Here is a 24,592-nt window from a genome sequence, read left to right as displayed (position 1 = left end):
GGCCCGCCGGGGACGACGCGGCGGCCCGCCGGGGACGACTCAGCCGACCACCGCGAGGGCGAAGGGCAGCACGGCGGGGGCCCCGGCGCTGCGTAGGTCGCGTCCGGCCACCGTGATCGTCCAGCGGCTGTCGACCAGGTCGTCGACGAGCAGCACCGGCCCGGACACGTCGGCGAGGGCCGCGGCCAACTCGGGGCCGACCTCGAAGGACTGCCAGACGTCGGCCAGACGGTAGACGCTGTTGCCGCCCTGGCCGCGGCCGGCCGAGGGGCGGGCGCTGCCGAGCATGCCGAGCAGCGGCAACCGCCCGACGGTGCTGATCGCTTCGGCCAGCGACCCGACGAGCTGCGGCCGTGACGTCGACGGCATCGCCACGACCCCCACCGGCCGTTCGGCCCACGGCCACTCCTTCAGGACGCGCACGACCCCGTCGAGCAGGTGCTTCGACAGGGGAGCGTCGGGGGCGTTCGCCGCGAAGACCTCGCGGAGGGTGTTGCCCCACCCGAGGTCGGTCAGTCGGGCGAGCGCCCGACCCGGCTCGACCCGTTCGCCCTCGGGGATCTTGCCCTTGACGGCGACCCCGGCCCGGTCGGCGCCCGTGGGCCACTGGGCCCGGGGGTCGATCTCGACGCCGACCCGGTCGAGGGTGCTCGCGGCCGAGGTCGCCGCCTCGCCGGCGATGTCGGTCGGGTACCAGGTGCCCGCGCAGACGTCGCACCGCCCGCAGGGCTCGGCCGCCGGATCGTCGAGATCGACCTGCAACATCTGCATGCGGCAGGTCTCGCCGCGCTCGAACGCGAGCATGGACTCTTGTTCGGCGACCCGGGCCGCGGCGATGCGGTCGTAGCGTTCGGCGTCGTAGACCCAGGGCTCGCCCGTGCTGACCCAGCCGCCCTGGACCCGGCGGACGGCACCGTCGACGTCGAGCACCTTGAGCATCAGTTCGAGCGGGGTGCGCTTGACGTCGACCCGCGCCTCGAGGGCGGGCGTCGACAGCGGCGTCTCGCCCAGCTCGGCCAGCACGGCCGCCGCCCGCGCCTCGGAGGGCATCGAGGCCGTGGCGAAGTACTGCCAGATCTCGGCGTCCTCGGTGCCGGGCAGCAGCAGCACGTCGGCGTTGTCGGTGGCGCGACCCGCTCGGCCGATCTGCTGGTAGTACGCGACGGGCGACGACGGCGCGCCGAGGTGGATGACGAAGCCGAGGTCGGGTTTGTCGAAGCCCATGCCGAGGGCGCTCGTGGCGACCAGTGCCTTGAGGTCGTTGCCCTTGAGGCGCTGTTCGAGCTGTTCGCGTTCTTCGGGGTCGGTGCGGCCCGAGTAGGACCGCACGTCGTGCCCGGCCTCGCGCAGCAGTCGGGCGGTGTCGTCGGCCGCCGAGATCGTGAGCGTGTAGATGATGCCGCTGCCGGGCAGGTCGGCGAGGTGGCTGAGCAGCCAGCCGAGTCGGTCGCGCGAGGTCGGCAGCTGCAGCACGCCGAGACGCAAGGAGGCGCGCGCCAGCGACCCCCGGATCGTCAGCACCTCGTCGCCCGGCCCCACGGCGAGTTGCTCGGCGACGTCGGCCACGACGCGGGCGTTGGCCGTGGCCGTCGTGGCCAGGACGGGCACGCCCGAGGGCAGGGTGCGGATGAGGTCGGCGAGGCGACGGTAGTCAGGCCGGAAGTCGTGGCCCCAGTCGGAGATGCAGTGCGCCTCGTCGACGACGAGCATGCCGAGCCGGGCGATGAGCACGGGCAGCTGCTCGTCGCGGAACCGCGGGTTGTTGAGTCGTTCGGGGGAGACGAGCAGCACGTCGATCTCGTCGTCGACGAGCTGCTGCTGGACGTCGGACCACTCGTGGGCGTTCGCCGAGTTGACCGCGACGGCCCGGACCCCGGCCCGGGCGGCGGCGGCGACCTGGTCGCGCATGAGGGCGAGCAGGGGGGAGACGAGCAGCGTCGGGCCGGTGCCGCGTCGACGCAGCAGCAGGGTGGCGATGAAGTACACCGCCGACTTGCCCCAGCCGGTGCGCTGGACGACGAGGGCCCGGCGACGATCGGCGACGAGCGCCCGGATGGCCTCGAGCTGCCCGTCGTGGAAGACGGCGTCGTCGCGCCCGGTGAGCGCCCGCAGCAGGTCGAGTGCCTCGGCGTCGATGTCGGTCGCGGTGCTCGTCGGTGTCATGGCCCCATGCTCGCAGAGGCCACCGTCACCCGCCGGACGGACGGAGGGCGCGACCACCCGACGTCGGGGGTCGCGCCCTGGGGACGAGACGAGGGAGGCGGGTCAGCCCGCCGAGGAGTCCGAGCCCGGCTCGGCCGGGGGAGTGGCCCGCTTGCCGAGCTCGACCGCCACGAACGAGGCGACGACGCCGGCGACGAGCGCGAAGACCGTTCCGCCGGCACCCCACGACTTCTTGCCGAAGAGCTGGTCGACCGACGGCCCGCCGGGGCCCGAGGCCAGGGCGGCGGCGGCGGCGATCAGGACGGCGTTGTACTCGTAGCCGCCCTCGGTCACCCACGGGCCCTTGGAGAGGTGCACCTTGCGGACGGCGGTGACCATCGTGCCGACGATGCCGGCGGCGGCGAGCGGGGTCGCCGCGCCGAGGGCGAGGGCGGCACCGCCGGCGGTCTCGGTGACCGCGACCAGACGGGCGTTGCGGGCGGCGGGGTGCATCCCCGTGCCGGCCATCATCTGCTCGGTGCCGGCGAGTCCGGGACCGTCGAAGGCGCCGGTCAGCTTCTGGAGTCCGTGGCCGACGAAGAAGCCGCCGACGGTCAGGCGGAGGAGGGTGGATGCGAGGCTCATGCACCGTTCCTACCCGGTGTGGGCCGTCGCCGTCCGCGGCGGGGAGCGTCCGGTCCGCCCGCTCGTGTCAGGATCGGGGGATGCGCGCCGTCCAGTACGACCAGTTCGGGTCGATCCCGACCATCGTCGACCTCCCGGCACCCGTGCCGCCCGCCCACGGCGTCGTGGTCCGCGTCGCGGCCACGGGGGTGTGCCGGAGCGACTGGCACGCCTGGAAGGGTCACGACGACTCGGTGCGCCTTCCCCACGTGCCGGGCCACGAGTTCGCGGGCGTGGTGACGGCGGTGGGTGCCGACGTCTCCCAGGTCGCCGTCGGCACCCGCGTGACCGCCCCGTTCGTCTTCGCCTGTGGCACGTGCGACGAGTGCCGTGCCGGTGCCACCCAGGTGTGCTCGCGTCAGCAGCAGCCCGGCTTCACCCTTCCCGGCTCGTACGCCGAGTCGTTGGTCGTCCCGCACGCCGACGTGAACGTCATCGCCCTGCCGGACGAGGTCGGCTTCGTCGAGGCGGCGGCGCTCGGCTGCCGCTTCGGCACGGCGTACCACGCCCTGCACGCCCGGGCCCGCGTCCGGGCGGGTGAGTGGGTCGCCGTCTTCGGCTGCGGCGGAGTGGGTCTCTCGGCGGTCGCCGTGGCGGTGGCCGCCGGTGCTCGCGTCGTCGCGTCGGACATCTCGCCCGCCGCCCTCGAACGGGCCGCCGAACTGGGTGCCGAGACCGTCCCCATGGACGACCTCGCCGTCGACCGGGTCCGAGCCCTCACCGGGGGAGGCGCCGACGTCGCCCTCGACGCGTTCGGCAGCCGGGTGACGTCCGTCGCGTCCGTCGCGTCCCTCCGTCCGCGGGGTCGACACGTCCAGGTGGGCCTGCTGCTCGACGACGACGCCGCCCCGGTGATCCCGATGGGGCGGGTGATCGCCGACGAACTCGAACTGTTGGGCAGTCACGGCATCTCGGTGGGCGAGTACGCCGCGATGCTCGACGACGTCGTCGCGGGCCGACTGCGTCCGCAGGAGTCCATCGGTCGGATCATCGCCTTCGACGACCTGCCCGACGCCGTGGCCGCCATGGACCGGCCGGCGACCACCGCCGGCATGACGGTGGCCGTGTTCTGACCCGATCTACCTCAGTCCTCGAAGGTTGGTGACGCTCAGCCAGATCAGGCAGAGCATGCCGATCAGCGTGAAGTACGACCCCGACTTCCCCGGATCGAGGACGATCAGGACGATCGAGGCCGCCGCGATCGTCACGGCGACGGCGAGGAGGACGCGCCACGTGGTGCGGCCCGTCGGGGGCGGGGGATTCGAGGTCATCCTCCATGCTGTCATCCCTCCCCGGCGTCCGCGAGGGGCCCGGTACGGGGAGGATGGCCCCATGACTGCACTCCAGGGAATCGACGTCGCGGCCGAACTCCGACAGGTGACCGAGCACTGGACGCCGCGGGTGGTCGGGCAGGTGAACGACCAGTACGTGAAGGTCGCGAAGCTGCTCGGCGAGCTCGTCGGGCACGCGCACGACGCCGAGGACGAGATGTTCCTCGTCGTCTCGGGCACCTTACGCATCCAGCTCCCCGACGACCACGAGGTGCTGCTCACCCCCGGGCAGTTCCACGTCGTGCCTCGGGGAGTGCCGCACAACCCCGTCGCCGACGACGAGGTCGAGATCGTGCTGATCGAGACCACCACGACGGCCCACACCGGTGACGTCGTCGTCGACCGCACCGTGCCCGTCGACCGTCAGGTCGGCGACTTCCGCTGACGACGACCGGCCTGGCATCCGCCCTCGCACCCGCTCGGGCACTCGGCCTCGGGACCGCACCCGGCAGGCCGCCCCGGCGTCGCCAGCGGGCGGCGACTCAGGTGAGATCGCGGGAGAAGCTCGCGATGTCGGCCGCGAGCAGCTCGGGTTCTTCGTGCGGTGCGAAGTGTCCACCCCGCGGCATCTCGGTGAAGCGGACGACGTCGTGGGTCCGTTCCGCCCAGCGGCGCGGGGGATGCACCAGGTCGCGGGGGAACACCGCGACCGCCGTCGGGACGCTCACCCGGATCACCGGGGTCGTGTGCCCGGCAGCGTGCTCCCAGTACGGGCGCAGGGCCGTGGACGCCGCGCCGGTGAACCAGTACAGCGAGGCGAGCTCGAGGAGGTAGTCGTCGCTGAAGCGCGTCGAGACGTCACCGGCGCAGTCGCTCCAGGCGCGGTGCTTCTCCAACAGCCACGAGAGCAGGCCGACCGGTGAGTCCGACAGGGCGGGTGCCAGGGTGAGCGGGCGCGTCCGTTGCTGGTGTTCGTAGGCGCCCTCGGTCGCCGACCACGAGGCGACCTCGTCGAGGTGTGCGCGTTCGTCGGATGCGAGACCGGCAGGGTCGTACTCCGGGGGACCGCCCACGGCGAGCAGGTGGATGCCGGCCACCTCCTCGGGGTGGCTCTGAGCGAGTCGGGAGGTGATGCCCGCCCCGAGATCGCCGCCGTGGGCGACGTAGCGGGAGAACCTGAGCTCGTCGGTCATGAGACGGTGCCACAGCTCGTGCGTCTGGTCGCCGAGCGTGGGTCGGGGCGGCGAGAACGGGAACCCCGGCAGCGCGGGGACGATGACCGTCATCGCGTCGTCGGGGTCGCCTCCGTGCTCGGACGGCCGTGACAACCGCCGGGCGAGCTCGACCAGTTCGAGTGCCGTGCTCGGCCAGCCGTTCGTGAGCACCACGGGCAGTCGCTTCGAGTCCTCGCCCTCGAACCGGAGGTACGACAGCGCGGTGCCGTCGAGGTCCACCGAGCCCCACGGCAGCGACGCCATGCGGCTCTCCCGGGCTCGCCAGTCGAAGCCGGTGACCCAGTGCCGCGCAAGGCGGCGCAGGACGGCTTCGTCGGTCCCCGCCTGCCAGGCGTCCACGGGCCAGCCGGTCGCCCATCGGGTCGATCCGACACGGTCGAGGAGGTCGGTCAGGTCGGCGTCCGACACGGAGAGGTCCATGGCCTCATCTTCCCGTGATTAGGCCGTCGACCCCGAGGAGGCGCGGGGCGCGTTCCCGAGGACGGCGCGAGCCACCGTGTCGACGGCGTCCTCGACGAGCGCGTCCCGGGCGTCGGCGTCGTCTCGCTCGGACTCGTGCACGACGATCGTCGCGCCTCGCCGGGCGCCGACGTAGTCCACGATCCCGTGCTCGATCTGCGTCCGCATCGCCGTCTCGTAGCCGTGCCGTTCGTACGTCCCGGCCGAGTCGCCGGCCACGGCGAGGAGGTGCACGGTCAACCTGCCGAGCCGGCGGCGCGTACCGCCCTCGGGGTCGATCTCGAACGCCCACCCGTTGACGAAGACCCTGTCGATCCAGCCCTTCATCAGGGCGGGCATCGACCACCAGTAGACGGGGAACGCCAGGACGAGGTGGTCCGCCCGGTCGATCCGCTCCTGTTCGCGCACGACGTCGGCGGGAACGGTCCGGTGGCCACGGTAGGCCGCGCGGTCCGCCGTGCCGAAACGTGGGTCGAACCCTTCCGCCGCGAGGTCGGCCAGCTCGACCGTGCCCGGCGGCAGGGCCTGCACGAGCCGTCGGGCGACACCGGAGGTCAGTGAGGCGTGATCGGGATGGGCGGTGACGATGAGCGTGTTCACGGCGACCAGTCAATCCGGTCCCGCTGGGCACCCGTCGACTGGGCAGGGCAGGGCAGGACCGGACCGGACAGGACAGGACAGGACAGGACAGGACAGGGCAGGGCAGGGCAGGGCAGGTCAGCCGCCGCGGGTCCACTCCGCGACGAGCGAGACGGTGTGGGCGTACTCGGCCAGCCGGGGCCGGTTCAGGAAGGCATGGCGGGTGCCCGGCAGGACGTGGTGCCGCACGTCGACCCCCGCGTCGGCGAGCTCCCCGGCGAACACGTCGCCCGAGGCGCGCATGTTGTCGCGCTCGGCATTCACCACGAGCGTCCGGGGGAACCCCGTGAGGTCGTGACCTCCGGGGAAGGCGAGCCGGTCGGCCAGCGCGGTCCGCGAGCCGGCGTAGTTGCGGTTCATCACGTCGAGCGCCCACCTCGCGTGGCTGAGTCCCCGGTGGCCGCCCGACCGGTGGCGTGCCTCCGCCATCCGGGGGTGCGCGGGGTGGAAGAAGCCGTAGGCGAAGACGGCGCCGACCGGAGGGCGACCCTCGTCGATCGTGCGGAGGGTGGCCGCCGCGGCGAGGCACGCCCCCGCGCTCGCGCCTCCGACGATGACGCCCTCGGGCGACCGGTCGGCCACCTCGCCGTAGGCCGTCACCACGTCGTCGAGTGCCCCCGGGTACCGGCTGCGCGACGGCATCAGCCGCCCGGCCACGAGACCGCGACCCGGAGGAGGCGCGAGGCGGTAGTCCACCGTGGCGACCCTCACCCCGCGTGCGGCGAGCGACCGCGCCACGTCGTGCGCCTCCGGCTGGTCGAGCCCCCCACGGAAGAACCCACCGCCGTGCAGCCAGAGCAGCGTCGGCCCGGGCGAACCCGTCGACACCGGCCACGGCTCGTACCAGCGGACGGGCACGGGGACCCGGACGGTCCCGCCACCCGGGGCGGCGAGTAGTCGGCTCATGCCCCGTCGACCGCGTCGTCGGGCAGGACCACCAGGTCGAGGTGGTCCCGCAACTGCTGCACCACGTCGATGCGGTCCGGGTCGAGCAGCCACTGCAGCTGGATGCCGTCCCACAGGGCCACGAGCCCGGACGCCGCCCGGTCGGGGTCGACCCCGGGGCGCAACCGACCCCGCGCCTCCAGCGCTCGCAGGGCGTCGCCGTACTCGGCACGCAGACGCTCGAAGCGCTCACGCACGTAGTCGCTGCCGGGGTTGCCGGTCGTGACCGCCTCGCCTGCCAGCACCGCGTAGAGCGCGATGAGTCCGGGCACCGTCTCGTTGTGTCGCGCCTGCCCGAGGACGGTCCCGATCAGGTCACCTCGGTCGGGAGGCTCGGCGGAACGGTCCGAGACCGTGTCGCGACGTTCGAGCACCGCGAGCAGCAGCGCGCTCTTCGACGGGAAGTAGTGCAGCAGGCTCGTCTGGCTCATGCCGACGACGTCCGCCACGTCACGGAGCGACCCGCCGACGTAGCCCTTGGTCGAGAACACCTCGAAGGCCGCCTCGACGATCGCGAGCCGGCGTTCGGCCGACTTCGCGTACGGGCCGCGACGCGTGGGACGAGAACCGTCGGCGCCACCCGTGGGCGCGCCTCCTGGGTCGCTCGTCGTCGAGCCGGTCGTCGTCATGATCGGCCACTCTACGACCTCGCGGACACCTCGCCCGTGAAATTCGAGCGACCACTCGAATTTGTGTTAGCGTCGCTGACGCCACGGCCCCACGACGAAGTGAGATGAACATGAGCCCGATTTCCCGACGGCAGTTGCTCGGCCTGGGGGTGACCGCCGGCGCCACTGCCATGCTCGCCGGCTGCGCCACGCCCGGGACGACCTCCGTGAACTCCCTGCCGACCATCCCCGCGGCCGACGGCCCGGTCAAGCTCCAGTACTGGGCCTGGCTCAAGGGCCTCGACCAGGTCACCGCCCTGTACAACAAGAGCCAGTCGCGCGTCCAGGTCGAGACCGTCTTCATCCCCGGCGGCAACGCGGGCGGCTACCAGAAGCTGTACTCGGCGCTCGCCGCGGGGGCCGGGCCCGACATCGCCCAGGTCGAGCTGCGCTCGCTGCCCGAGTTCCTCCTCGCCAACGGCGTCGTCGACCTGAAGCGCTACGGCGCCGACCAGTACGCCGACCTCTACGACCCCACGCTGTGGAACCAGGTCAGCTACACCGACGGCGTCTACGCGATCCCTCAGGACAGCGGCCCGATGGGCATGTTCTACCAGCCCGCCGTCTTCGACACGGTCGGCGCCGGCGTCCCCGCCACGTGGGACGAATGGGCCGCGGTCGGCACCGAGCTCAAGGGGGCCGGCGTGCTGATGGACTCCTTCCCGCTCGCCGACGCCTCGCTCTTCGCCGCCTACGCCACCCAGGCCGGCGCCTCGTGGCTGCGCGCCGAGGACGACGGCTGGGTCATCGACATGACCGACGAGGCGACCCTGACCGTCGCCCGGTTCTTCGACAAGGCGATCGACGACGGCATCGTCACGACCGCCTACGGCGCCTACACGCCGGCCTGGTTCTCGGCCGCCAGCGCGGGCACGATCGCCTCCGTCGCGACCGGCTCGTGGGGTGACGCCCTGATCGAGGGCGTCAGCGGCGCCGAGGGCAAGTGGAAGTGCGCCCCGCTGCCCACCTGGCAGACCGGCTACGCGTCGAGCTTCCTCGGCGGCTCGACCGCCGCGATCCTCGCGAACAGCCAGCACCCCCAGGAGGCGCTGGACTTCGCCGTCTGGATGACCACGACCCCCGAGGGCATCAACGCCCTCATCGAGTTCTGCGGCATCGGTTGGTCGCCGGCCCGCGACGTCGTCGGCTCGCTGCGCGAGCAGCCCAGCCCGTTCTTCAGCGGTCAGAACTACAACCAGGAGGTCTTCGTGCCCGCCACGAAGGAGTCCTCGCAGAACCAGGACTGGAGCTGGTGGCCCATCACCCAGCAGTCCTTCAACATCCTGAGCGACGGGTTCCGGGGCAAGGCGTCGGGCGGCACGCTCGTCGACGCCGTGGCCCAGGCCGAGAAGGACATCATGGCCGTCTTCCAGAACAAGGGCCTCACCATCCGGAAGGCGAACGCATGAGCGCCGCGACCGACACCAGGCCCGACGCGGCGACCGACTCGACCCGCGCCTCCTCGGGGCCCCGTCGCAGCAGCTCGAAGGGCGCCGTCAAGCGGGCGCCCTGGGTGCTGCTCGCGCCGTTCCTGGCGCTCTTCGCCCTGACCTTCGTGATCCCGATCGTCATCGCCCTCTTCTCGAGCTTCACGAAGGTCACCCGCAGCGGCCTGTTCGGCGAGGGCGGCGTGACCAGCGGCTTCGCCGGCTTCGACAACTACGCCCAGGTCATCGGCGACCCCAACTTCGTCGCCTCGATCGGCCGCATGTTCCTGTTCGGCATCGTCCAGGTGCCGGTCATGCTCATCCTCTGCACGGTGCTCGCGCTGCTGCTCGAGTCGGCTTCGGCGAAGTGGCCGGGCGTGTTCCGCGCCGCGTACTTCCTGCCGTACGGCGTGCCCGGGGTCATCGCGACCATCCTCTGGTCGTTCCTGTACGTGCCCGGTCTCAGCCCGATCATCGACATCGGCGAGGTCTTCGGCGTCACCCCCGACTTCCTCGGCGCGAACACCGTGCTCTGGTCGATCGCGAACATCGTGACCTGGAGCTACACCGGCTACAACATGCTGATCATCATCGCCCAGCTCAAGTCGATCCCGGTCGAGCTGTACGAGGCCGCCAAGGTCGACGGTGCGTCGTCGTTGCGCGTCGCGTTCAGCATCCAGCTGCCGCTGATCCGTCCGGCCCTGCTGCTCACCGCCGTCTTCTCCATCATCGGCACCCTGCAGCTGTTCGCCGAGGCCCAGGTGCTGCAACGCGTCTCGCCGGCGATCGACAGCCAGTACACGCCCAACCTCAGCGCGTACACCACGGCCTTCGCCTACAACGACTACAACGTCGCGGCCGCCCAGTCCGTGCTGATCGCCCTCGTCGCGTTCGCGCTGTCGATCACGTTCCTCAGCATCACGAACAGGAAGCAGAAATGAGCCTCTCGACGAAGGGCGCCGAGCACGCCACCGAGACCGAGTCCATCGTGACGGCGCAGGGTCGCGGCCGCGGCGCCGAGAAGCCCGCCCGCCGCCGCGCCCGGAGCGCCGGCCCCGACCGCACGGCCGGACGCTCGAAGGCGTCCACCATCATCGTCACGGCCGTCCTGGTCGTGGTGGCGCTGTACTTCCTGGTGCCGGTCTACTGGGTCGTCGTCGCGGCGACCAAGACCACGCCCGACCTGTTCGGCACGTTCGGCTTCTGGTTCGCCCCGACCTTCTCGCTCTGGGACAACCTCGGCCAGGTGCTGACCTACGGCGACGGCATCTTCGTGCGGTGGGTGCTCAACTCGGTGCTCTACGCCGGCGTGGGAGCCCTGATCGCGACGTACTTCGCCGCGGCCGGCGGCTACGCGCTCGCCAAGTACGAGTTCCGCGGACGCAACGTCGTCTTCGGCACGATCCTCGGCGGCGTGCTCGTGCCCGGCACCGCCACGGCCCTGCCCCTCTTCCTGCTGTTCAGCCAGATGGGCATCGCCAACACCTACTGGAGCGTGCTGCTGCCGTCGCTCGTGTCGCCGTTCGGCCTGTTCCTCTGCCGCATCTACGCGCAGGCCACGGTCGACACGTCGCTCATGGAGGCCGCCCGCCTCGACGGCGCCAGCGAGCTTCGCATCTTCCACACCCTGGGACTGCGCATCCTCACCCCGGCGCTCGTCACGGTGTTCCTGTTCCAGCTCGTGGGCATCTGGAACAACTACTTCCTGCCCCTGGTCATGCTGAGCGACGTGGACAAGTTCCCCGTCACGCTCGGCCTCAACAACTGGCTCAGCCAGACCGACCGCCTGCCCGAGTTCTACCAGCTGACGACCGGCGGCGTGCTGCTGTCGATCATCCCGCTGGTCATCGCCATGGTCGTCCTCCAGCGCTTCTGGCGCGGCGGCCTCACCGAAGGAAGCGTCAAGTGACCCCCAGCACCACACCGTCCACCGTCTCCGCCGACTACCTCACCGACACCGGCCCGGGTCAGGGTGCCCGCACACCGGCGCGGTCGTGGCTGCACACCGACGCCCCGACGCTGTCCCTCGACGGCACCTGGTCGTTCCGTCTGCTGCCCGGCGCCCCCGGCACGCTGGGCGGCCGCGGCGTGCTGCCCGAGGGCGAGCCCGTCGACGGCGTCGGCGCGGTCGACCTCGACGAGTCGTCCTGGGGCGAGATCGAGGTGCCGTCGCACTGGGTGCTCGGCGGTGACGGTTCGCGCGGCGCCCCGATCTACACCAACGTGCAGTTCCCGTTCCCGACCGAGCCGCCCTTCGTGCCCGACGCGAACCCGACCGGCGACCACCGCCGGACGTTCGAGCTGCCGTCGTCCTTCGACGGCGCCGAGCGCGTGCTGCTGCGGTTCGACGGCGTCGAGTCGCGCTACGTGGTGTGGCTGAACGGCGTCGAGATCGGCATGGGCGTCGGCAGCCGCCTCGCCCAGGAGTTCGACGTCACCGACGCCCTGCACCCGGGCGAGAACGTGATCGCGGTGCGCGTGCACCAGTGGTCGGCGTCGAGCTACGTCGAAGATCAGGACCAGTGGTGGCTGCCCGGCATCTTCCGCAGCGTCACGCTGCAGGCCCGCCCGGTCGGCGGCCTCGACGACGTCTGGCTGCAGACGCCGTTCCACGGCACGGCCGGTCAGGGCGAAGGAGGCGCGGCGATCGTCCCCGAGATCACCGCCGGCGAGGCCGCCTACCCGGTCACCCTCTCGGTGCCCCAGCTCGGCGTCGAGGTGACCTGGGCCACCCCGGCCGACGTCGCGCCCGTCGCGCTCGACGCGGTCGAGCCGTGGTCCGCCGAGACCCCGCGCCTCTACGACGCGACCGTCTCGAGCGCGGGCGGCGCCGAGACCGTCTCGCTGCGCCTCGGCTTCCGCACGGTCCGCATCGTGGGCGACCAGTTCGAGGTCAACGGCCGCCGCGTCGTGTTCCACGGCGTCAACCGCCACGAGACCCACCCCGACCGTGGCCGCGTCTTCGACGAGGAGTGGTCGCGCCGCGACCTCGCCCAGATGAAGCGGTTCAACGTGAACGCGATCCGCACGTCGCACTACCCGCCGCACCCGCGCCTCCTCGACCTCGCCGACGAGCTGGGCTTCTGGGTCGTCCTCGAGTGCGACCTCGAGACGCACGCCTTCGAACGCCAGGAGTGGATCGGCAACCCCAGCGACGACCCGGACTGGCACGACGCCTACGTCGACCGCATGGTGCGCACCGTCGAGCGCGACAAGAACCACCCGAGCATCGTCCTCTGGTCGCTCGGCAACGAGGCGGGCACGGGCCACAACCTCGCGGCCATGGCGGCGTGGACCCACGCCCGGGACGGCGGCCGTCCCGTGCACTACGAGGGCGACTACACGGGCGCCTACACCGACGTCTACTCGCGCATGTACTCGTGGATCGACGAGACGCGCGCCATCGGCTCGGGCGACGAGTCCGTCCCGCTGCTGGGCTGCACGCCGGCCGAGGCAGCGCGTCAGCGCTCGAAGCCGTTCCTGCTCTGCGAGTACGTCCACGCGATGGGCAACGGCCCCGGCGCGATCGACGAGTACGAAGACCTGGTCGACGCCTACCCGCGCCTGCACGGCGGCTTCGTCTGGGAGTGGCGGGACCACGGCCTGTGCACGCACACGGCCGACGGCGTCGAGTACTTCGGCTACGGCGGCGACTTCGGCGAGGTCGTCCACGACGGCAACTTCGTCATGGACGGCATGGTGCTGAGCGACGACACCCCGTCACCGGGCCTGTACGAGTGGGCCCAGGTCGTTGCCCCGATCCGCCTGCGCTTCGAGACGCCCACCGTCGACGGTCGACCGGGGCTCGTCGTGTCGAACCTGCGGCATTCGGCGAGCGCCTCCGACGTCGTCTTCCGCTGGGTCGCGTCACACGACGGCGAGGAGGTGCGCTCGGGCACGCTCGACGTGGTCGGCCTCGACGGCGGCGCCCTGGCCGCCCACGAGACGGTCGTCGTCCCGCTGCCCGAGGTGCCCGTGTCGGGCACCGGCGAGACGTGGTTCACGGTCACCGCCGAGCTCGCCGACGCCACCGTGTGGGCGGACGCGGGTCACGTGCTCTCGACCCAGCAGCTCGACCTCACGCCGGCACCGGTGCGGGTCGCGACACCGCGCCCCGCAGTCGTGGGCGACGTGCGCGACCGCGTGGCCCGCGCCTCCTCGGGGCGCGTCGAGCTCGGTCCGGCCGTCTTCGACGACGGACGGCTGGTCTCGCTGGCCGGACGGCCGGTCGACGGCGCCCGTCTCGAGCTGTGGCGCGCGCCGACCGACAACGACCGCGGCGAGTGGCTGACGCCGAAGGACCGCGACCGCGACGTGATGCGCAACCGCCACCGCGTCGACCTGTACGAGGTCGGCGTGCTGCCCAGCTCGCAGGACACCTGGCTGCTCGCCGGGCTCGACCGGCTCACCGCGCGCGTCGAGTCGGTGAGCGTCGCGCCGGACTCGGTCCGGGTGCGGACGCGCTACGCCGCGGCCGACACGCGCAACGCCGTGACGACCGACGAGCAGTGGCAGCTCGTCGGTGACGACCTCTGGCTGTCGGTCGACATCGTCCCGACGGGGTGGTGGGACATGGTCTGGCCCCGAGTCGGCGTGCGCTTCGACCTGCCGGGCGACGTCGACCACGCCTCGTGGTTCGGCACCGGTCCGCGCGAGTCCTACCCCGACAGCCGTCACTCGGCGTTCGTCGGACGCTACGAGGCGGGCATCGACGACCTGTCGGCCGGGTACGCCCGCCCACAGGAGACGGGGCACCGCAGCGACCTGCGCACGCTCGACCTCGGCCCCGCCGGTCAGCCGTGGCTGCGCGTGGAGGCGGTGCCGAGCGCCACGGGTGGACGACCCGGCTTCACGCTGAGCCGCCACACGGCCCAGCAGATCGGCGTGGCCGAACACCCGCACGAGCTGCCCGCGAGTGACCGCACCCACCTGTACCTCGACGCCGCCCAGCACGGCGTCGGGTCGCGTGCGTGCGGGCCGGACGTCGCGTCGAGGCACGTGCTGCGTCCGGGCGCGCACCAGCTGCGCCTGAAGTTCAGCGCGCTGTAGCGGGCCGACCCCGCCGAGGACGGGCGGGTCCGTACCGGACGGGCGTCTCAGGACGCCCGTGCCGGACGGACCCGCCCGTCCTGCGCGCGGCCGCGGCCGCGTCCGCGTGCCGCCCGGACGGCGTCGACCTCAGCCCTCCCGGCGCGTGGCGCGGACGACCACGTCGGCCACGTGCCAGACCTCCCCGTCGGGGCCCGTCATGTCACGCGGGCGCACCTCGGCGACGTCGACCCGCCACGAGTCGGGGGAGAGCCTGCCGACCACCTCGCCGACGGTGAAGAGCATGCCCGGGTCGCCGTGCTTCCCGGCGCCGCCCGGCAGGGCGTCGACGTCGTGGCCGACGATCAGCAGGGTGCCGCCCGGTGCCACGCCGTCGGCCAGTGCCGGGAACAGCCGCTCGCGGTCGGTGGGCGGCAGGTGCATGAAGTGCGCCGTGACGAGGTCGAAGGAGGCGCGGGTCGGGCTCCACTCCGTCAGGTCCGCCTGCTGCCAGGTGAGGTGGGCCGGGTCGACGTCCTCCTGCTCGCGGGCCAGCGCGGCCGCCTTGTCGAGGGCGTTCTGCGAGATGTCGACGCCCGTCACCCGCCAGCCCCGCGAGGCGAGCCAGAGGGCGTCGCCGCCCTCGCCACTGCCGACGTCGAGTGCGCGCCCGGGGGCCAGCTGGGCGACCTCGGCGACGAGGGCGGCGTTGGGGCGTCCGCTCCAGGCGCGGCCTGGCTGCCCGTAGCGGTCCTCCCAGTAGTCGCGGTCGAAGACGGGGTGGGCGTGCCCGTTCCCGTGTCGCTCCTGCTCCTGCTCGTGCTCGTGGTGGTGCTGCTTCTGCCCTCGCTCCGCCTCGCTCATGCGTCGATCCTCTCCCCGGTGCGCAGGGCGGCGACGGCCGCCGCGACCTCGTCCGTCACCAGGTCCATGTTGATCGCTGCGGCGGCCATCGTGCCCGCCGCGGCCGCCGCGACGACCTGCGCCATCGGTTCGGTGACGTTGCCCGCGAGCCAGACCCCCGGCACGGCCGATCGGCCGGTGAGCGGCTCGATCGTGGCGAGGTGGGTGCCGACGCCGGCGGGGTGCTCGGTCGCCTCGAGTCCGAGGTCGGCGAGGAAGTCCGCCCGCGAGCGCACCCGGGCCATGACGGCCAGGGCGCCGACGTCGACCGTGCGACCGTCGTCGAGCGTCACGCCGGTGAGGGCGTCGTCCTCGACCCGGAGGCGCGCGACCGGGCCGTCGACCACGGTGACCCCGCGGGCCCGCAACTGCTCGGCCTGCTCGTCGTCGGGGGTGAACGAGGCGTTGGTGAACAGGACGATCTCGCGGCTCCACTGCCCGAAGAGCAGGGCCTGGTGCATCGCGAACGGGCTCGTGGCCAGCACGCCGATCACGCGGTCCTGCACCTCCCAGCCGTGGCAGTACGGGCAGTGCACGGCGTCGCGGCCCCAGCGCTCGGCGAGGCCGTCGACGGCGGGCAGCTCGTCGACGAGGCCGGACGTCACCAGGAGGCGCCGGGCGCGCACCTCGGACGCGTCACCGCCCCTGCCGGTGACGGTCACGACGAAGGGGGCGACGGGGTCGTCGTCGCGGCGGACGCGGGTCACGGTGCCTGACGTGATCGCGCCCCCGTACGCCCCGACCTCGGCGCGACCGAGGCGGGTGAGCTCGCGCGGGGCGACGCCGTCGCGGGTGAGGAACGCGTGGACGCCCTCGGCGGGAGCGTTGCGGGGCCGGTCGTCGTCGACGACGAGCACGGTGCGGCGGCTGCGGACGAGCGACAGGGCGCCGCTGAGTCCGGCGGGACCGCCGCCGATCACGACGACGTCGTGGACGACGTCGTGGACGGCGACGACCGGGTGGGTGTTCTGGTTCATGGTGTGACCTCCTGACCCGATCCTGCGACCTGGGTCAACGGGTTGGCAATCTGTGTTGCCGAAGTGGCAAGATGACCGGCATGGACCACCCCACGAACGCCCCCGGTGCCGACGCCCCGAGCACCGACGACGTCCTCGCCGCGGTCGGCCCGCGCCTCCGTGCCCTGCGCGCGCGGCGCGGCGTGACCCTCGCCGAACTGGGGGAGCGGACCGGCATCTCGGTCAGCACCCTGTCCCGGCTCGAGTCCGGGCTTCGACGGCCCACCCTCGAACAGCTGTTGCCGCTCGCCCGCGAGCACGGGGTTCCGCTCGACGACCTCGTCGGCGCGCCCGAGACCGGCGACCCCCGCGTGCACCTCACGCCGCGGCAACAGCACGGCATGACGGTCGTGCCGCTCTCGCGCGGGGGCGGCGCGATCCAGGCCTTCAAGATGGTGATTCCTGCGGACTCGCCTCGGAGCGAACCCGTGCTCCGCACGCACGAGGGCTACGACTGGCTGTACGTGCTGCGCGGACGCATCCGGCTCGTGCTGGGCGACCTCGACCTCGTGCTGCCGGCAGGCGAGGCGGCCGAGTTCGACACGCGCACTCCGCACTGGTTCGGCCGGGCCGACGACCGGGCCGTCGAGGTGCTCAGCCTGTTCGGTCGGCAGGGGGAGCGGCTGCACCTGCGGACCGCGCCCGGCTCGCCCGCGTGAGGCGTCCCGGGGTGTCGGTGGCGCCTCCTAGGCTCGGGGCGGGCGTCCAGGCCGCGTCCCGACAGAAGGAGTCCGCGTGTACCTCGACGACGACCGGGTGGTCACCAGCCCGTCCGACCTGACGACCTGGGCCGCGTGCGAGTGGTCGTTCCTCCGACGGCTCGACGCGAAGCTCGGCCGGGTCGACGCCGTTGCCGACGCGTCCGACGACATGCTCGACCGCACGGCCCGGCTCGGCGACGCCCACGAACTGCGGTACCTCGAGGCGCTGCGGGCGACCCGTGACGTCGTCGAGTTCGACCGTCCGGCCCCGTCGGGCTACGCGGCGGCCGCCGAGGAGGCGCGGGTCGCCATGGCCTCCGGGGCCGACGTGCTCTTCCAGGCGACGTTCTTCGACGGATCGTTCATCGGCTTCAGCGACTTCGTGGTGCGCACCGACGACGGCACCTACGAGGTCTACGACACCAAGCTCGCCCGCCACGCGAAGATCCCCGCGCTGCTGCAGGTCGCGGCCTACACCGACCAGATCCGCGCGCTCGGACTGCCGTCGGCCGACACCGTGCGCCTCGTGCTCGGCGACGGCAGCGAGAGCGTGCACGACGTCGCCGACGTGCTGCCGGTCTACCGGGTCCAGCGTGACCGGCTGCGGGCCGCCCTGGCCGAGCGGCTCGCCGCCGAGGGTCCGCTCACCTGGGGCGACCCGGGCGTCACCGCCTGCGGGCGCTGCACGGCCTGCCAGGCCCAGGTCGACGAGCACCGCGACCTCGTGCTCGTCGCCGGCCTGCGCGGCGAGCAACGTCAGCGGCTGCACCTGGCCGGCGTCGCCACGATCGACGAGCTCGCCGGGTCGGACGGGCCCGTCGCCGGCATCGGGGCGACGGCCCTCGCCCGGCTGCGGGGGCAGGCCCGGGTGCAGCTCGCCACCGAGCGCGACCACACCGGCGCGCCCGCGGTCGAGGTCGTCGACGCCGACGCCCTGCGGACGATCCCGCGGCCCGACGCCGGCGACGTCTTCTTCGACTTCGAGGGCGACCCGCTCTACACCGAGGGCGACGGGCGGGCCTGGGGCCTCGACTACCTCTTCGGGCTGGTCGAGGCCGACGGCACCTTCCGGGCCTTCTGGGCTCATGACTTCGCGGGCGAGCGGCAGGCGCTGATCGACTTCCTCGACTACCTCTCCGAGCGCCGCCGGCGATTCCCCGACCTGCACGTGTACCACTACGCCTCGTACGAGCGCAGCCACCTGCTCTCGCTGGCGGCCCGCCACGGCGTCGGCGAGGACGCGGTCGACGACCTGCTCCGCGACGGCGTGCTCGTCGACCTCTACCCGGTCGTGCGGCAGGCGTTGCTCGTCGGGTCGCACAGCTACTCGCTCAAGAAGCTCGAGCCGCTCTACATGGGTGACGACCTCCGGCAGAGCGACGTCAAGACGGCCACCGCCAGCATCACGATGTACGTCGACGCCATCGCCGAACGCACCACGGGCGACGCGGCGCGGGGTGACCAGATGCTCGACGAGGTCCGCGACTACAACGAGTACGACTGCCGGTCGACCCTGCGGCTGCGCGACTGGTTGCTCGAGCTGGCCGACCGGCACGGCACCCGGGGCGACGACCCCGACGGCCCGACCGCGCCCGACCCGCTCGAGCTCGCCCGCGTGCCCCGCGAGCCGAACCCGGTCGCCGTGGGCCTCGCGGCGCACGTGGCCGACGTCGACCCGCTCGACCGCACCCCCGACCAGACGGCCATCGCCCTCGCGGCGTCGGCCATCGACTACCACCGCCGCGAGGCCAAGACGTTCTGGCAAGAGCACTTCGACCGCCTCCGCAACCCGGTCGACGACTGGGCCGACACCCGCGACGTGTTCGTGGTCGAGACGGCGTCGGTCGAGCGCGAGTGGCAGAAGCTGCCCCGGGCCCGCAAGCTCAGCCGCGAGGTGCGGCTGCGCGGCCGCCTCGCGCCCGGCAGTCGCCTGGGCGAAGGAGGCGCGCCCTACGCCGTCTACGACGCCCCCGTCCCGCCCGGGGTCGCCTCGCTCGGCCCCGGGCTGCGGGGTGCCGTCGGGTCGACGGTGGTCGAGGCCGGCCCGAACGGCGACCGGCACGAGGTCGTGCTGCTCGAGCGCGTCACCGGCGACGACGACCGGCACGACGCGTTCCCGGTCGCGCTGACGCCCGCCGCGCCTCCCCGGGCCACTCCGCAGCCCGAGGCGATCGCCGAATGGGGTGGGCACGTGCTCGACGCCCTGCCCGAGATGCTGCCCGACCCGGCGTTCGACCTGCTGCGGCGGCAGCCGCCGCGTCGGCGGTCGGGTGGCGGGCCCGCACCCGTGGTCGGGAACGACACCGTCTCGGCCGTCGTCGAGACCCTGCTCGACCTCGACCGCTCGTACCTCGCCGTCCAGGGCCCTCCCGGCACGGGCAAGACCTACGTCGGTTCGCGGGTCGTCGCCCGGCTCGTTCGTGAGCACGGTTGGCGCGTGGGGGTCGTCGGGCAGTCGCACGCCGTGGTCGAGAACGTCCTGCGGGCGGCCATCACGGCCGGCGTCGATCCCGAGCGCGTGGGCAAGGTGCCGAAGTCGGGCACGACCGCCGAGCAGGCCGACGAGCAGCCCTGGCGTGCCCTGAAGTCCGGCGGTGAGGCCGCGTTCCTCGCCGAGGCCGACGGTGGCGCGGGCGGTGCCGGGGTCGACGGCGGCGGGCAGGCCGTGGGGGCCGTGTTCGGGGCGACGGCCTGGGGGTTCGCCAACGCCGACAAGGTGGCCCGCGCCTCCCTCGACCTGCTGGTCGTCGACGAGGCCGGGCAGTTCTCCCTCGCCTCGACCGTGGCGGCCTCGGTCGCCGCGACGCGGTTGCTGCTGCTCGGCGACCCGCAGCAGCTGCCGCAGGTCAGCCAGGGCAGCCACCCCGAGCCGGTCGACGAGTCGGCCCTCGGCTGGTTGGCCGACGGCCACGACGTGCTTCCGGCCGAGTACGGCTACTTCCTCGCCACCACCTGGCGCATGCATCCGGCGCTGTGCGCCCCGGTCAGCGAGCTGTCCTACGGCGGGGCACTGACCGCCCATGCCTCCGACCGCCGGCTCGAGGGCGTCGCACCCGGCCTGCACGTCGAACCGGTGACGCACGTCGGCAACACGACCTCGTCGGTCGAGGAGGCCCGGGCGGTCGTCGAGATCGTGCGGTCGGTCGTCGGGCTCGACTGGTCGGACGCCGACGGCACCCGGCCCCTGACCGCGGCCGACGTCATCGTCGTCGCGCCGTACAACGCCCACGGCGCCGTGCTGCGCGAACACCTCGACGCGGCCGGCTTCGACGAGACGCCCGTCGGCACGGTCGACCTGTTCCAGGGGCAGGAGGCCGTCGTGGCCGTCGTCTCGCTGGCGGCGTCGAGTGCCGCCGACATCCCGCGCGGGCTGGACTTCCTGCTGATGCCGAACCGGTTGAACGTGGCCTTGTCGCGGGCGAAGTGGGCGGCGTTCCTGGTGCACTCCCCGCTGCTCGCGACGGGCCTGCCCACCTCGATCGCGGGGCTCGGGCTGCTGAGCGGGTTCCTGCGCCTGACCGGGCAGGGCCAGCCGGCCGTCGAGGGTTGAGCCGGTCCGTGCAGTCGGGCCAGCGGTCGGGCTAAGGGACGGGGCGCCGCGTCAGCACCTCGGCGCCGTCCTCGGTGATGGCGATCGTGTGCTCGCTGTGGGCCGTCCGGCAGCCCGTCGCGCTGCGCAGCGTCCAGCCGTCGGCGTCCGTGACGAGCTCGTCGGTGTCGGTCATCACCCACGGTTCGAGCGCGAGCAACAGCCCGGGCCGCAGGCGGTAGCCCCGCCCCGGGCGCCCGGTGTTCGACACGTGCGGGTCCTGGTGCATGGTCGAGCCGATGCCGTGGCCACCGAACTCGACGTTGATCGGGTACCCCGCGTCCGACAGCACCGAGCCGATCGCGTGCGACAGGTCGCCGATGCGGGCCCCGGGCCCGGCCGCCGCGATGCCGGCCTCGAGCGCCCGCTCGGTCGTCTCGATCAGACGGACGCTCTCGGCCGGACGCGAGTCGCCCACGACGAAGCTCACGGCCGAGTCGGCCGCCACCCCGTCGAGTACGACGGCGAGGTCGAGCGTCAGCAGGTCGCCGTCGACGAGTCGTCGGTCGTGCGGCAGCCCGTGCAGCACCGCGTCGTTCACGGCCGTGCAGACGTAGTGGCCGAAGGGGCCGCGGCCGAATGACGGCGCGTAGTCGACGTAGCACGAGACCGCCCCGGCCTCGTCGATCATCGTCTTGGTCCACGAGTCGACGTCGAGCAGGTTCGTGCCCACCGTCACCCGGTCGCGCAGCGTCTGCAGGATGGTGCCGACGAGTGCGCCGGTCGCCCGGGCCCGTTCGATCTCGGAGGGGGTCAAGATCTCGATCATGGGTGTCCTGCCGTTCGCGTGCCGAAGATCATCCCGGTAAAGGTATCCCACTCGGGCCTCCGGCGCACTACGCTCGGGGCATGGTCCGTCTGCCGCTCACGCCCGCCGAGCTCGAACGCGGTCGCCGCCTCGGAGTGCTGCTGAGGCGGGCCCGTGGCTCCCGGCCGATGCTGCAGGTCGCCCTCGACGCCGGGCTGTCGCCCGAGACCCTGCGCAAGATCGAGACCGGTCGCGTGGCGACCCCGGCCTTCTCGACGATCGCCGCGATCGCCGCGATCGTCGAAGTGTCGCTCGACGACATCTGGGTCGAGATCACGCGCGACGGGGCCGGGGGAGCAGCGGACGCACCGTCCGTCGTCGACGCGGCCCGCGCCTCCTGACCCCGTCGGGGTGTCGCTCACGTGCCGGGGCGAGCGTCCCGTCGTGACGGCTCGGTCACCCGAGGAGGCGCGGTGTCAGCCCTGCGGGCGCGCCAGCGACCCGAGGTCGAGCCGGGTCGAGACCTCGTGCCAGACGGCGTCGGCGAGTTCGTCGGTCGAGCGGTCGGCGTCGACCGTGACGACGACCTCGTCGGCCTGCTCGATGGCCTCGGCGTAGCGTTCGCGGGCTGCCCGGAGTCGCTCGTCGACCTCGAACCGGTCGGTGGTCGTGCGTCCGCTGGCGAGGCGCTCGAGGGCGACCTCGGGCGAGACGTCGAGGTAGATCGTCAGGTCGGGCAGCATCAGGTCGGTGCTGATGGAGTTCGACGAGGCGATCCAGTCGCTGCCCACGTCGGACGCCTGGTAGGCCTGTGACGACAGGTGGTACCGGTCGCAGAGGACGGTCGTGCCCCGCTCGACGATGCTGAGCATGCCGTCGTGGGCGTTCGTGATGTGGTCGAGGCGGTCGGCGACGAAGAGCGACGCGATGACGCGGTCGTCCAGGTCGACCCGGCGGTTGAAGCCGTTGCGGATCAACGTGCCGACGGGGCCGGTGGTCGGCTCGGCCGTCTGGTGCACCGGCACCCCCGCGTCCTGGAGACGGGCGGCGAGCAGGCGCGCCTGCGTCGACTTGCCCGACCCGTCGATGCCCTCGAACACGATGAACGCCCCACGGGCTGCCTGATCCGTCACCCGGCGAGCCTATCGATCGTCGCCCCCGTCGCGGGACGGACCGCGACGCGGACGTGTGCCGACGGAGGCAGCCCCAGGAGGCGCGGTGAGGTCCCCGATCCCGCCCTCGACGTCTCCGGTCAGCACACGGTGGTGAACGATGCAGGGTGCGCGGTCACCGGTGATCGGTGCGGGGCTGAGTGGTGACGACGTGAGTCGTGGCGCTGCCCTCCGCGCCTGCAGGGTGACCGGGATGACCGCCGGTCGCGGTTCGTGCTCGCCCCGGTGACGTCTACCGACTCACCGCGCAGGTCAGTTCTGCAGTTCGGCCTCCCAGTTGGTCTTCTGGATCTCGACGTCGAGTTCGCGGAGGTCCTTGGCGACGGCGTCGGCACGGTCCCGCAGCTCGGCGACCGGCAGCGCCGAGAACATCCGTAGCTCGCTGCGCAGCTGGCGGTAGCCGCCGGAGGCGCCGCGGGCCGCGTCGGAGGCGGTCACGAGCAGGGCGTGGGTGGCGCGCAGGGTCTCGCGGCGGGCCAGGGCGGCGGTCATGGTGCTGCCGTCGGCGAGGGTCGTGCGGGCGTTGGTGAGGTTGATGCGCACGACGAGCGACTCGAGGACGGCGAGGGTGTCGACCGCCTGGCGCAGCAGCTCGGCGGCGTCCTCGGTGGGCTCTTCGCCCTCCTGGTAGCGGGCGTTCGCGGTGACGCGATCACGCAGCTGGTCGACCCGGCGCTGGGCGTCGGACCGTTGCAGGAGGGCTTCGGCGAGCTTCATGATGAGAAATCCTACGCACGTCGGGTGCGCCACGTGTCGTGCGTGTCGCCGGCGCCCGGTCGCCGGTCGTTCATCGGGACACCTGCTCGAGCTGCGCTCGGCCGGCTGACATCAAATGGCGCCTGGCCTGCGGATTCGCATATGCCTGTCCCGCAAAAATGCCCGGTGACGGGGGTCTAAACGCTACAGTCGTCGGATGCTCATCGGATACGCCCGTGTGTCGACCTCGGGACAAGATCTCGCAGCACAACGCGACGGTCTCGCAGCACTGGGTGTTGATGATCAACACGTGCATGTTGACCACGGGCTCTCGGGCACGACTCGAGCGCGGCCAGGCCTCCGGGAGGCCCTTGCTGCATGCAGGGCCGGCGACGTCCTGGTGGTCACGAAGCTCGACCGTCTTGCTCGGTCGCTGCGTGATGCGACCGACATCGCGGACGAGCTGACGAAGAAGGGTGTCGCGTTGAACCTCGGGGGAGCGGTCTACGACCCCACCGACCCAGTGGGCCGGCTCCTGTTCAACGTCCTCGGCATGGTCGCCGAGTTCGAGGCCGACCTGATCCGGGCCCGCACCCGGGAGGGCATGGCGATCGCGAAGGCTGCCGGCAAGCTCCGCGGCCGGAAGCCCAAGCTGACCACCTCGCAGGAGAAGCACCTCGTGCAGCTACACCGCACCGGCGAGCACACCACGAGCGAGATCGCCGAGCTGTTCGGGGTTGCTCGTTCGACGGTCTATCGTTCGATTCAACGAGGGGAGCAGTCGTGAACGCGTCTGATAAGGGCTCGGCCTCCGAGCCGGTCCACTTCGAGCTCAGTGATGAGGAGCGAAAGTTGTTGTGGCAAGGTCTCGGGCAATGGGGAGGCCTTGCTGATCTCACGGATGCGATGGCCGTCGCTATGGGGTTCGCAAGCACGGCTGATTTCTTCGAAGAGGAGAAGAGGTTGTCGGCTGCGTTGAAGGAGAAGGCTGCGCTGCCTCCGGCGGATTGGCGCCGCATCCTCCTGGCAACGGAGATCGTGTTCGCTTCGGACATTGTCGGTGCCGGCTACTTATGGCAGACGGTCACGGGCTTGGACGATGAGTCCACCCTTGGCGTTCTCCGGCGCTTGCAGCATCGGTTCCCGGCGTCTCTTCGTTGATGGCGCCTTGATCCTCGACGCAGCTGCCTCGAGATGGCCGATGGAGGATGGCGGTTTCAGGGGGTCGTTGCAACGGGTGGTTGTTTCGGGTCCGAGAGTAGCTCCTGG

At 72.4% G+C, this 24,592-nt stretch carries 23 protein-coding genes; 11 read left to right on the top strand and 12 right to left on the bottom strand.

Annotation, left to right across the window (positions count from 1 at the left end):
- Positions 1 to 39 precede the first annotated feature (39 nt).
- Both ASL10_RS04330 and ASL10_RS04325 read right to left on the bottom strand, forming a co-directional pair.
- Positions 40 to 2,163: an ATP-dependent DNA helicase RecQ gene (locus ASL10_RS04330; protein ID WP_056044786.1), complete on the bottom strand. Its 2,124-nt coding sequence runs from the start codon at positions 2,161 to 2,163 to the stop codon at positions 40 to 42.
- Between the two features lie 102 nt (positions 2,164 to 2,265).
- Positions 2,266 to 2,787, bottom strand: a complete 522-nt coding sequence (locus ASL10_RS04325; protein WP_056044783.1) for a DoxX family protein — start codon at positions 2,785 to 2,787, stop codon at positions 2,266 to 2,268.
- An 80-nt stretch (positions 2,788 to 2,867) separates the two neighbouring features.
- Between ASL10_RS04325 and ASL10_RS04320 the strand changes: the two genes are divergently transcribed.
- Positions 2,868 to 3,899, top strand: a complete 1,032-nt coding sequence (locus ASL10_RS04320; protein ID WP_056044782.1) for an alcohol dehydrogenase catalytic domain-containing protein — start codon at positions 2,868 to 2,870, stop codon at positions 3,897 to 3,899.
- A gap of 6 nt (positions 3,900 to 3,905) precedes the next feature.
- Here the strand turns inward: ASL10_RS04320 and ASL10_RS04315 are convergent, their stop codons facing one another.
- Positions 3,906 to 4,097, bottom strand: a complete 192-nt coding sequence (locus ASL10_RS04315) for a hypothetical protein (RefSeq protein ID WP_056044780.1) — start codon at positions 4,095 to 4,097, stop codon at positions 3,906 to 3,908.
- A gap of 61 nt (positions 4,098 to 4,158) precedes the next feature.
- Here ASL10_RS04315 and ASL10_RS04310 point away from each other — a divergent pair, with 61 nt between their 5' ends.
- Positions 4,159 to 4,542, top strand: coding sequence for a cupin domain-containing protein (locus ASL10_RS04310; protein WP_056044778.1), 384 nt, complete (start codon positions 4,159 to 4,161; stop codon positions 4,540 to 4,542).
- Positions 4,543 to 4,639: 97 nt separating this feature from the next.
- Here the strand turns inward: ASL10_RS04310 and ASL10_RS04305 are convergent, their stop codons facing one another.
- From ASL10_RS04305 to ASL10_RS04290, 4 genes are all read right to left on the bottom strand, one after another.
- Positions 4,640 to 5,752, bottom strand: a complete 1,113-nt coding sequence (locus tag ASL10_RS04305; RefSeq protein ID WP_056044776.1) for an epoxide hydrolase family protein — start codon at positions 5,750 to 5,752, stop codon at positions 4,640 to 4,642.
- Between the two features lie 18 nt (positions 5,753 to 5,770).
- Positions 5,771 to 6,391, bottom strand: coding sequence for an NAD(P)H-dependent oxidoreductase (locus tag ASL10_RS04300; RefSeq protein WP_056044774.1), 621 nt, complete (start codon positions 6,389 to 6,391; stop codon positions 5,771 to 5,773).
- Between the two features lie 117 nt (positions 6,392 to 6,508).
- Positions 6,509 to 7,336 (bottom strand): alpha/beta hydrolase, encoded by an 828-nt coding sequence (locus ASL10_RS04295; protein ID WP_056044771.1) that lies wholly within the window; start codon positions 7,334 to 7,336, stop codon positions 6,509 to 6,511.
- Positions 7,333 to 8,004 (bottom strand): TetR/AcrR family transcriptional regulator, encoded by a 672-nt coding sequence (locus ASL10_RS04290; RefSeq protein ID WP_056044769.1) that lies wholly within the window; start codon positions 8,002 to 8,004, stop codon positions 7,333 to 7,335. The genes ASL10_RS04295 and ASL10_RS04290 overlap by 4 nt, the downstream gene beginning before the upstream one ends.
- Positions 8,005 to 8,114: 110 nt before the next feature.
- Between ASL10_RS04290 and ASL10_RS04285 the strand changes: the two genes are divergently transcribed.
- Genes ASL10_RS04285 through ASL10_RS04270 form a run of 4 tightly spaced genes read left to right on the top strand, consistent with a single transcriptional unit; the run spans position 8,115 to position 14,519 of the window.
- Positions 8,115 to 9,452 (top strand): extracellular solute-binding protein, encoded by a 1,338-nt coding sequence (locus tag ASL10_RS04285; protein ID WP_056044890.1) that lies wholly within the window; start codon positions 8,115 to 8,117, stop codon positions 9,450 to 9,452.
- Positions 9,449 to 10,411, top strand: a complete 963-nt coding sequence (locus tag ASL10_RS04280) for a carbohydrate ABC transporter permease (RefSeq protein WP_056044767.1) — start codon at positions 9,449 to 9,451, stop codon at positions 10,409 to 10,411. The genes ASL10_RS04285 and ASL10_RS04280 overlap by 4 nt, the downstream gene beginning before the upstream one ends.
- The gene (locus tag ASL10_RS04275) at positions 10,408 to 11,379 is read left to right on the top strand and encodes a carbohydrate ABC transporter permease (protein WP_082059946.1); all 972 of its coding nucleotides are present in this window, start codon (positions 10,408 to 10,410) and stop codon (positions 11,377 to 11,379) included. Before ASL10_RS04280 ends, ASL10_RS04275 begins: the two co-directional genes overlap by 4 nt.
- Positions 11,376 to 14,519: a glycoside hydrolase family 2 TIM barrel-domain containing protein gene (locus ASL10_RS04270; RefSeq protein WP_056044765.1), complete on the top strand. Its 3,144-nt coding sequence runs from the start codon at positions 11,376 to 11,378 to the stop codon at positions 14,517 to 14,519. The genes ASL10_RS04275 and ASL10_RS04270 overlap by 4 nt, the downstream gene beginning before the upstream one ends.
- A gap of 129 nt (positions 14,520 to 14,648) precedes the next feature.
- On the opposite strand, the gene ASL10_RS04265 is transcribed toward ASL10_RS04270, so the two are convergent.
- Together ASL10_RS04265 and ASL10_RS04260 are read right to left on the bottom strand one after the other, a co-directional pair.
- A complete protein-coding gene (locus tag ASL10_RS04265) occupies positions 14,649 to 15,362 on the bottom strand; it encodes a bifunctional 2-polyprenyl-6-hydroxyphenol methylase/3-demethylubiquinol 3-O-methyltransferase UbiG (RefSeq protein WP_082460178.1) in 714 nt (237 codons plus the stop codon).
- Complete coding sequence (locus ASL10_RS04260; protein WP_056044763.1) at positions 15,359 to 16,378, bottom strand: NAD(P)/FAD-dependent oxidoreductase; 1,020 nt, start codon at positions 16,376 to 16,378, stop codon at positions 15,359 to 15,361. Before ASL10_RS04260 ends, ASL10_RS04265 begins: the two co-directional genes overlap by 4 nt.
- 80 nt (positions 16,379 to 16,458) lie before the next feature.
- Here ASL10_RS04260 and ASL10_RS04255 point away from each other — a divergent pair, with 80 nt between their 5' ends.
- Positions 16,459 to 17,076, top strand: coding sequence for a helix-turn-helix domain-containing protein (locus ASL10_RS04255; RefSeq protein ID WP_056044888.1), 618 nt, complete (start codon positions 16,459 to 16,461; stop codon positions 17,074 to 17,076).
- A 76-nt stretch (positions 17,077 to 17,152) separates the two neighbouring features.
- Positions 17,153 to 20,668 carry a TM0106 family RecB-like putative nuclease gene (locus ASL10_RS04250; protein WP_056044761.1) on the top strand — a complete coding sequence of 1,172 codons (3,516 nt, stop codon included), beginning with the start codon at positions 17,153 to 17,155 and terminating at the stop codon, positions 20,666 to 20,668.
- Positions 20,669 to 20,699: 31 nt separating this feature from the next.
- Here the strand turns inward: ASL10_RS04250 and map are convergent, their stop codons facing one another.
- Entirely contained in the window at positions 20,700 to 21,476 is a 777-nt protein-coding gene (gene map / locus ASL10_RS04245) for a type I methionyl aminopeptidase (RefSeq protein ID WP_056044760.1), read from the bottom strand.
- Positions 21,477 to 21,556: 80 nt separating this feature from the next.
- On the opposite strand from map, the gene ASL10_RS04240 reads away from it, so the two are divergent.
- Positions 21,557 to 21,856, top strand: a complete 300-nt coding sequence (locus tag ASL10_RS04240; RefSeq protein ID WP_056044758.1) for a helix-turn-helix transcriptional regulator — start codon at positions 21,557 to 21,559, stop codon at positions 21,854 to 21,856.
- A 75-nt stretch (positions 21,857 to 21,931) separates the two neighbouring features.
- Here the strand turns inward: ASL10_RS04240 and tmk are convergent, their stop codons facing one another.
- Positions 21,932 to 22,588: a dTMP kinase gene (tmk, locus tag ASL10_RS04235; RefSeq protein ID WP_056044756.1), complete on the bottom strand. Its 657-nt coding sequence runs from the start codon at positions 22,586 to 22,588 to the stop codon at positions 21,932 to 21,934.
- A gap of 291 nt (positions 22,589 to 22,879) precedes the next feature.
- On the bottom strand, positions 22,880 to 23,344 hold the full coding sequence (locus tag ASL10_RS04230; RefSeq protein ID WP_056044753.1) for a DIP1984 family protein: 465 nt from the start codon (positions 23,342 to 23,344) through the stop codon (positions 22,880 to 22,882).
- 196 nt (positions 23,345 to 23,540) lie between these two features.
- Here ASL10_RS04230 and ASL10_RS04225 point away from each other — a divergent pair, with 196 nt between their 5' ends.
- Both ASL10_RS04225 and ASL10_RS04220 read left to right on the top strand, forming a co-directional pair.
- A complete protein-coding gene (locus ASL10_RS04225) occupies positions 23,541 to 24,110 on the top strand; it encodes a recombinase family protein (protein WP_056044752.1) in 570 nt (189 codons plus the stop codon).
- Complete coding sequence (locus tag ASL10_RS04220; RefSeq protein ID WP_056044749.1) at positions 24,107 to 24,484, top strand: hypothetical protein; 378 nt, start codon at positions 24,107 to 24,109, stop codon at positions 24,482 to 24,484. Before ASL10_RS04225 ends, ASL10_RS04220 begins: the two co-directional genes overlap by 4 nt.
- Positions 24,485 to 24,592 lie beyond the last annotated feature (108 nt).

This window comes from Frigoribacterium sp. Leaf8, from assembly GCF_001421165.1.
Lineage (GTDB): Bacteria > Actinomycetota > Actinomycetes > Actinomycetales > Microbacteriaceae > Frigoribacterium.
The sequence above is the reverse complement of the archived record's forward strand: the minus strand, read 5'-3'. Positions and strand labels throughout refer to the sequence as shown.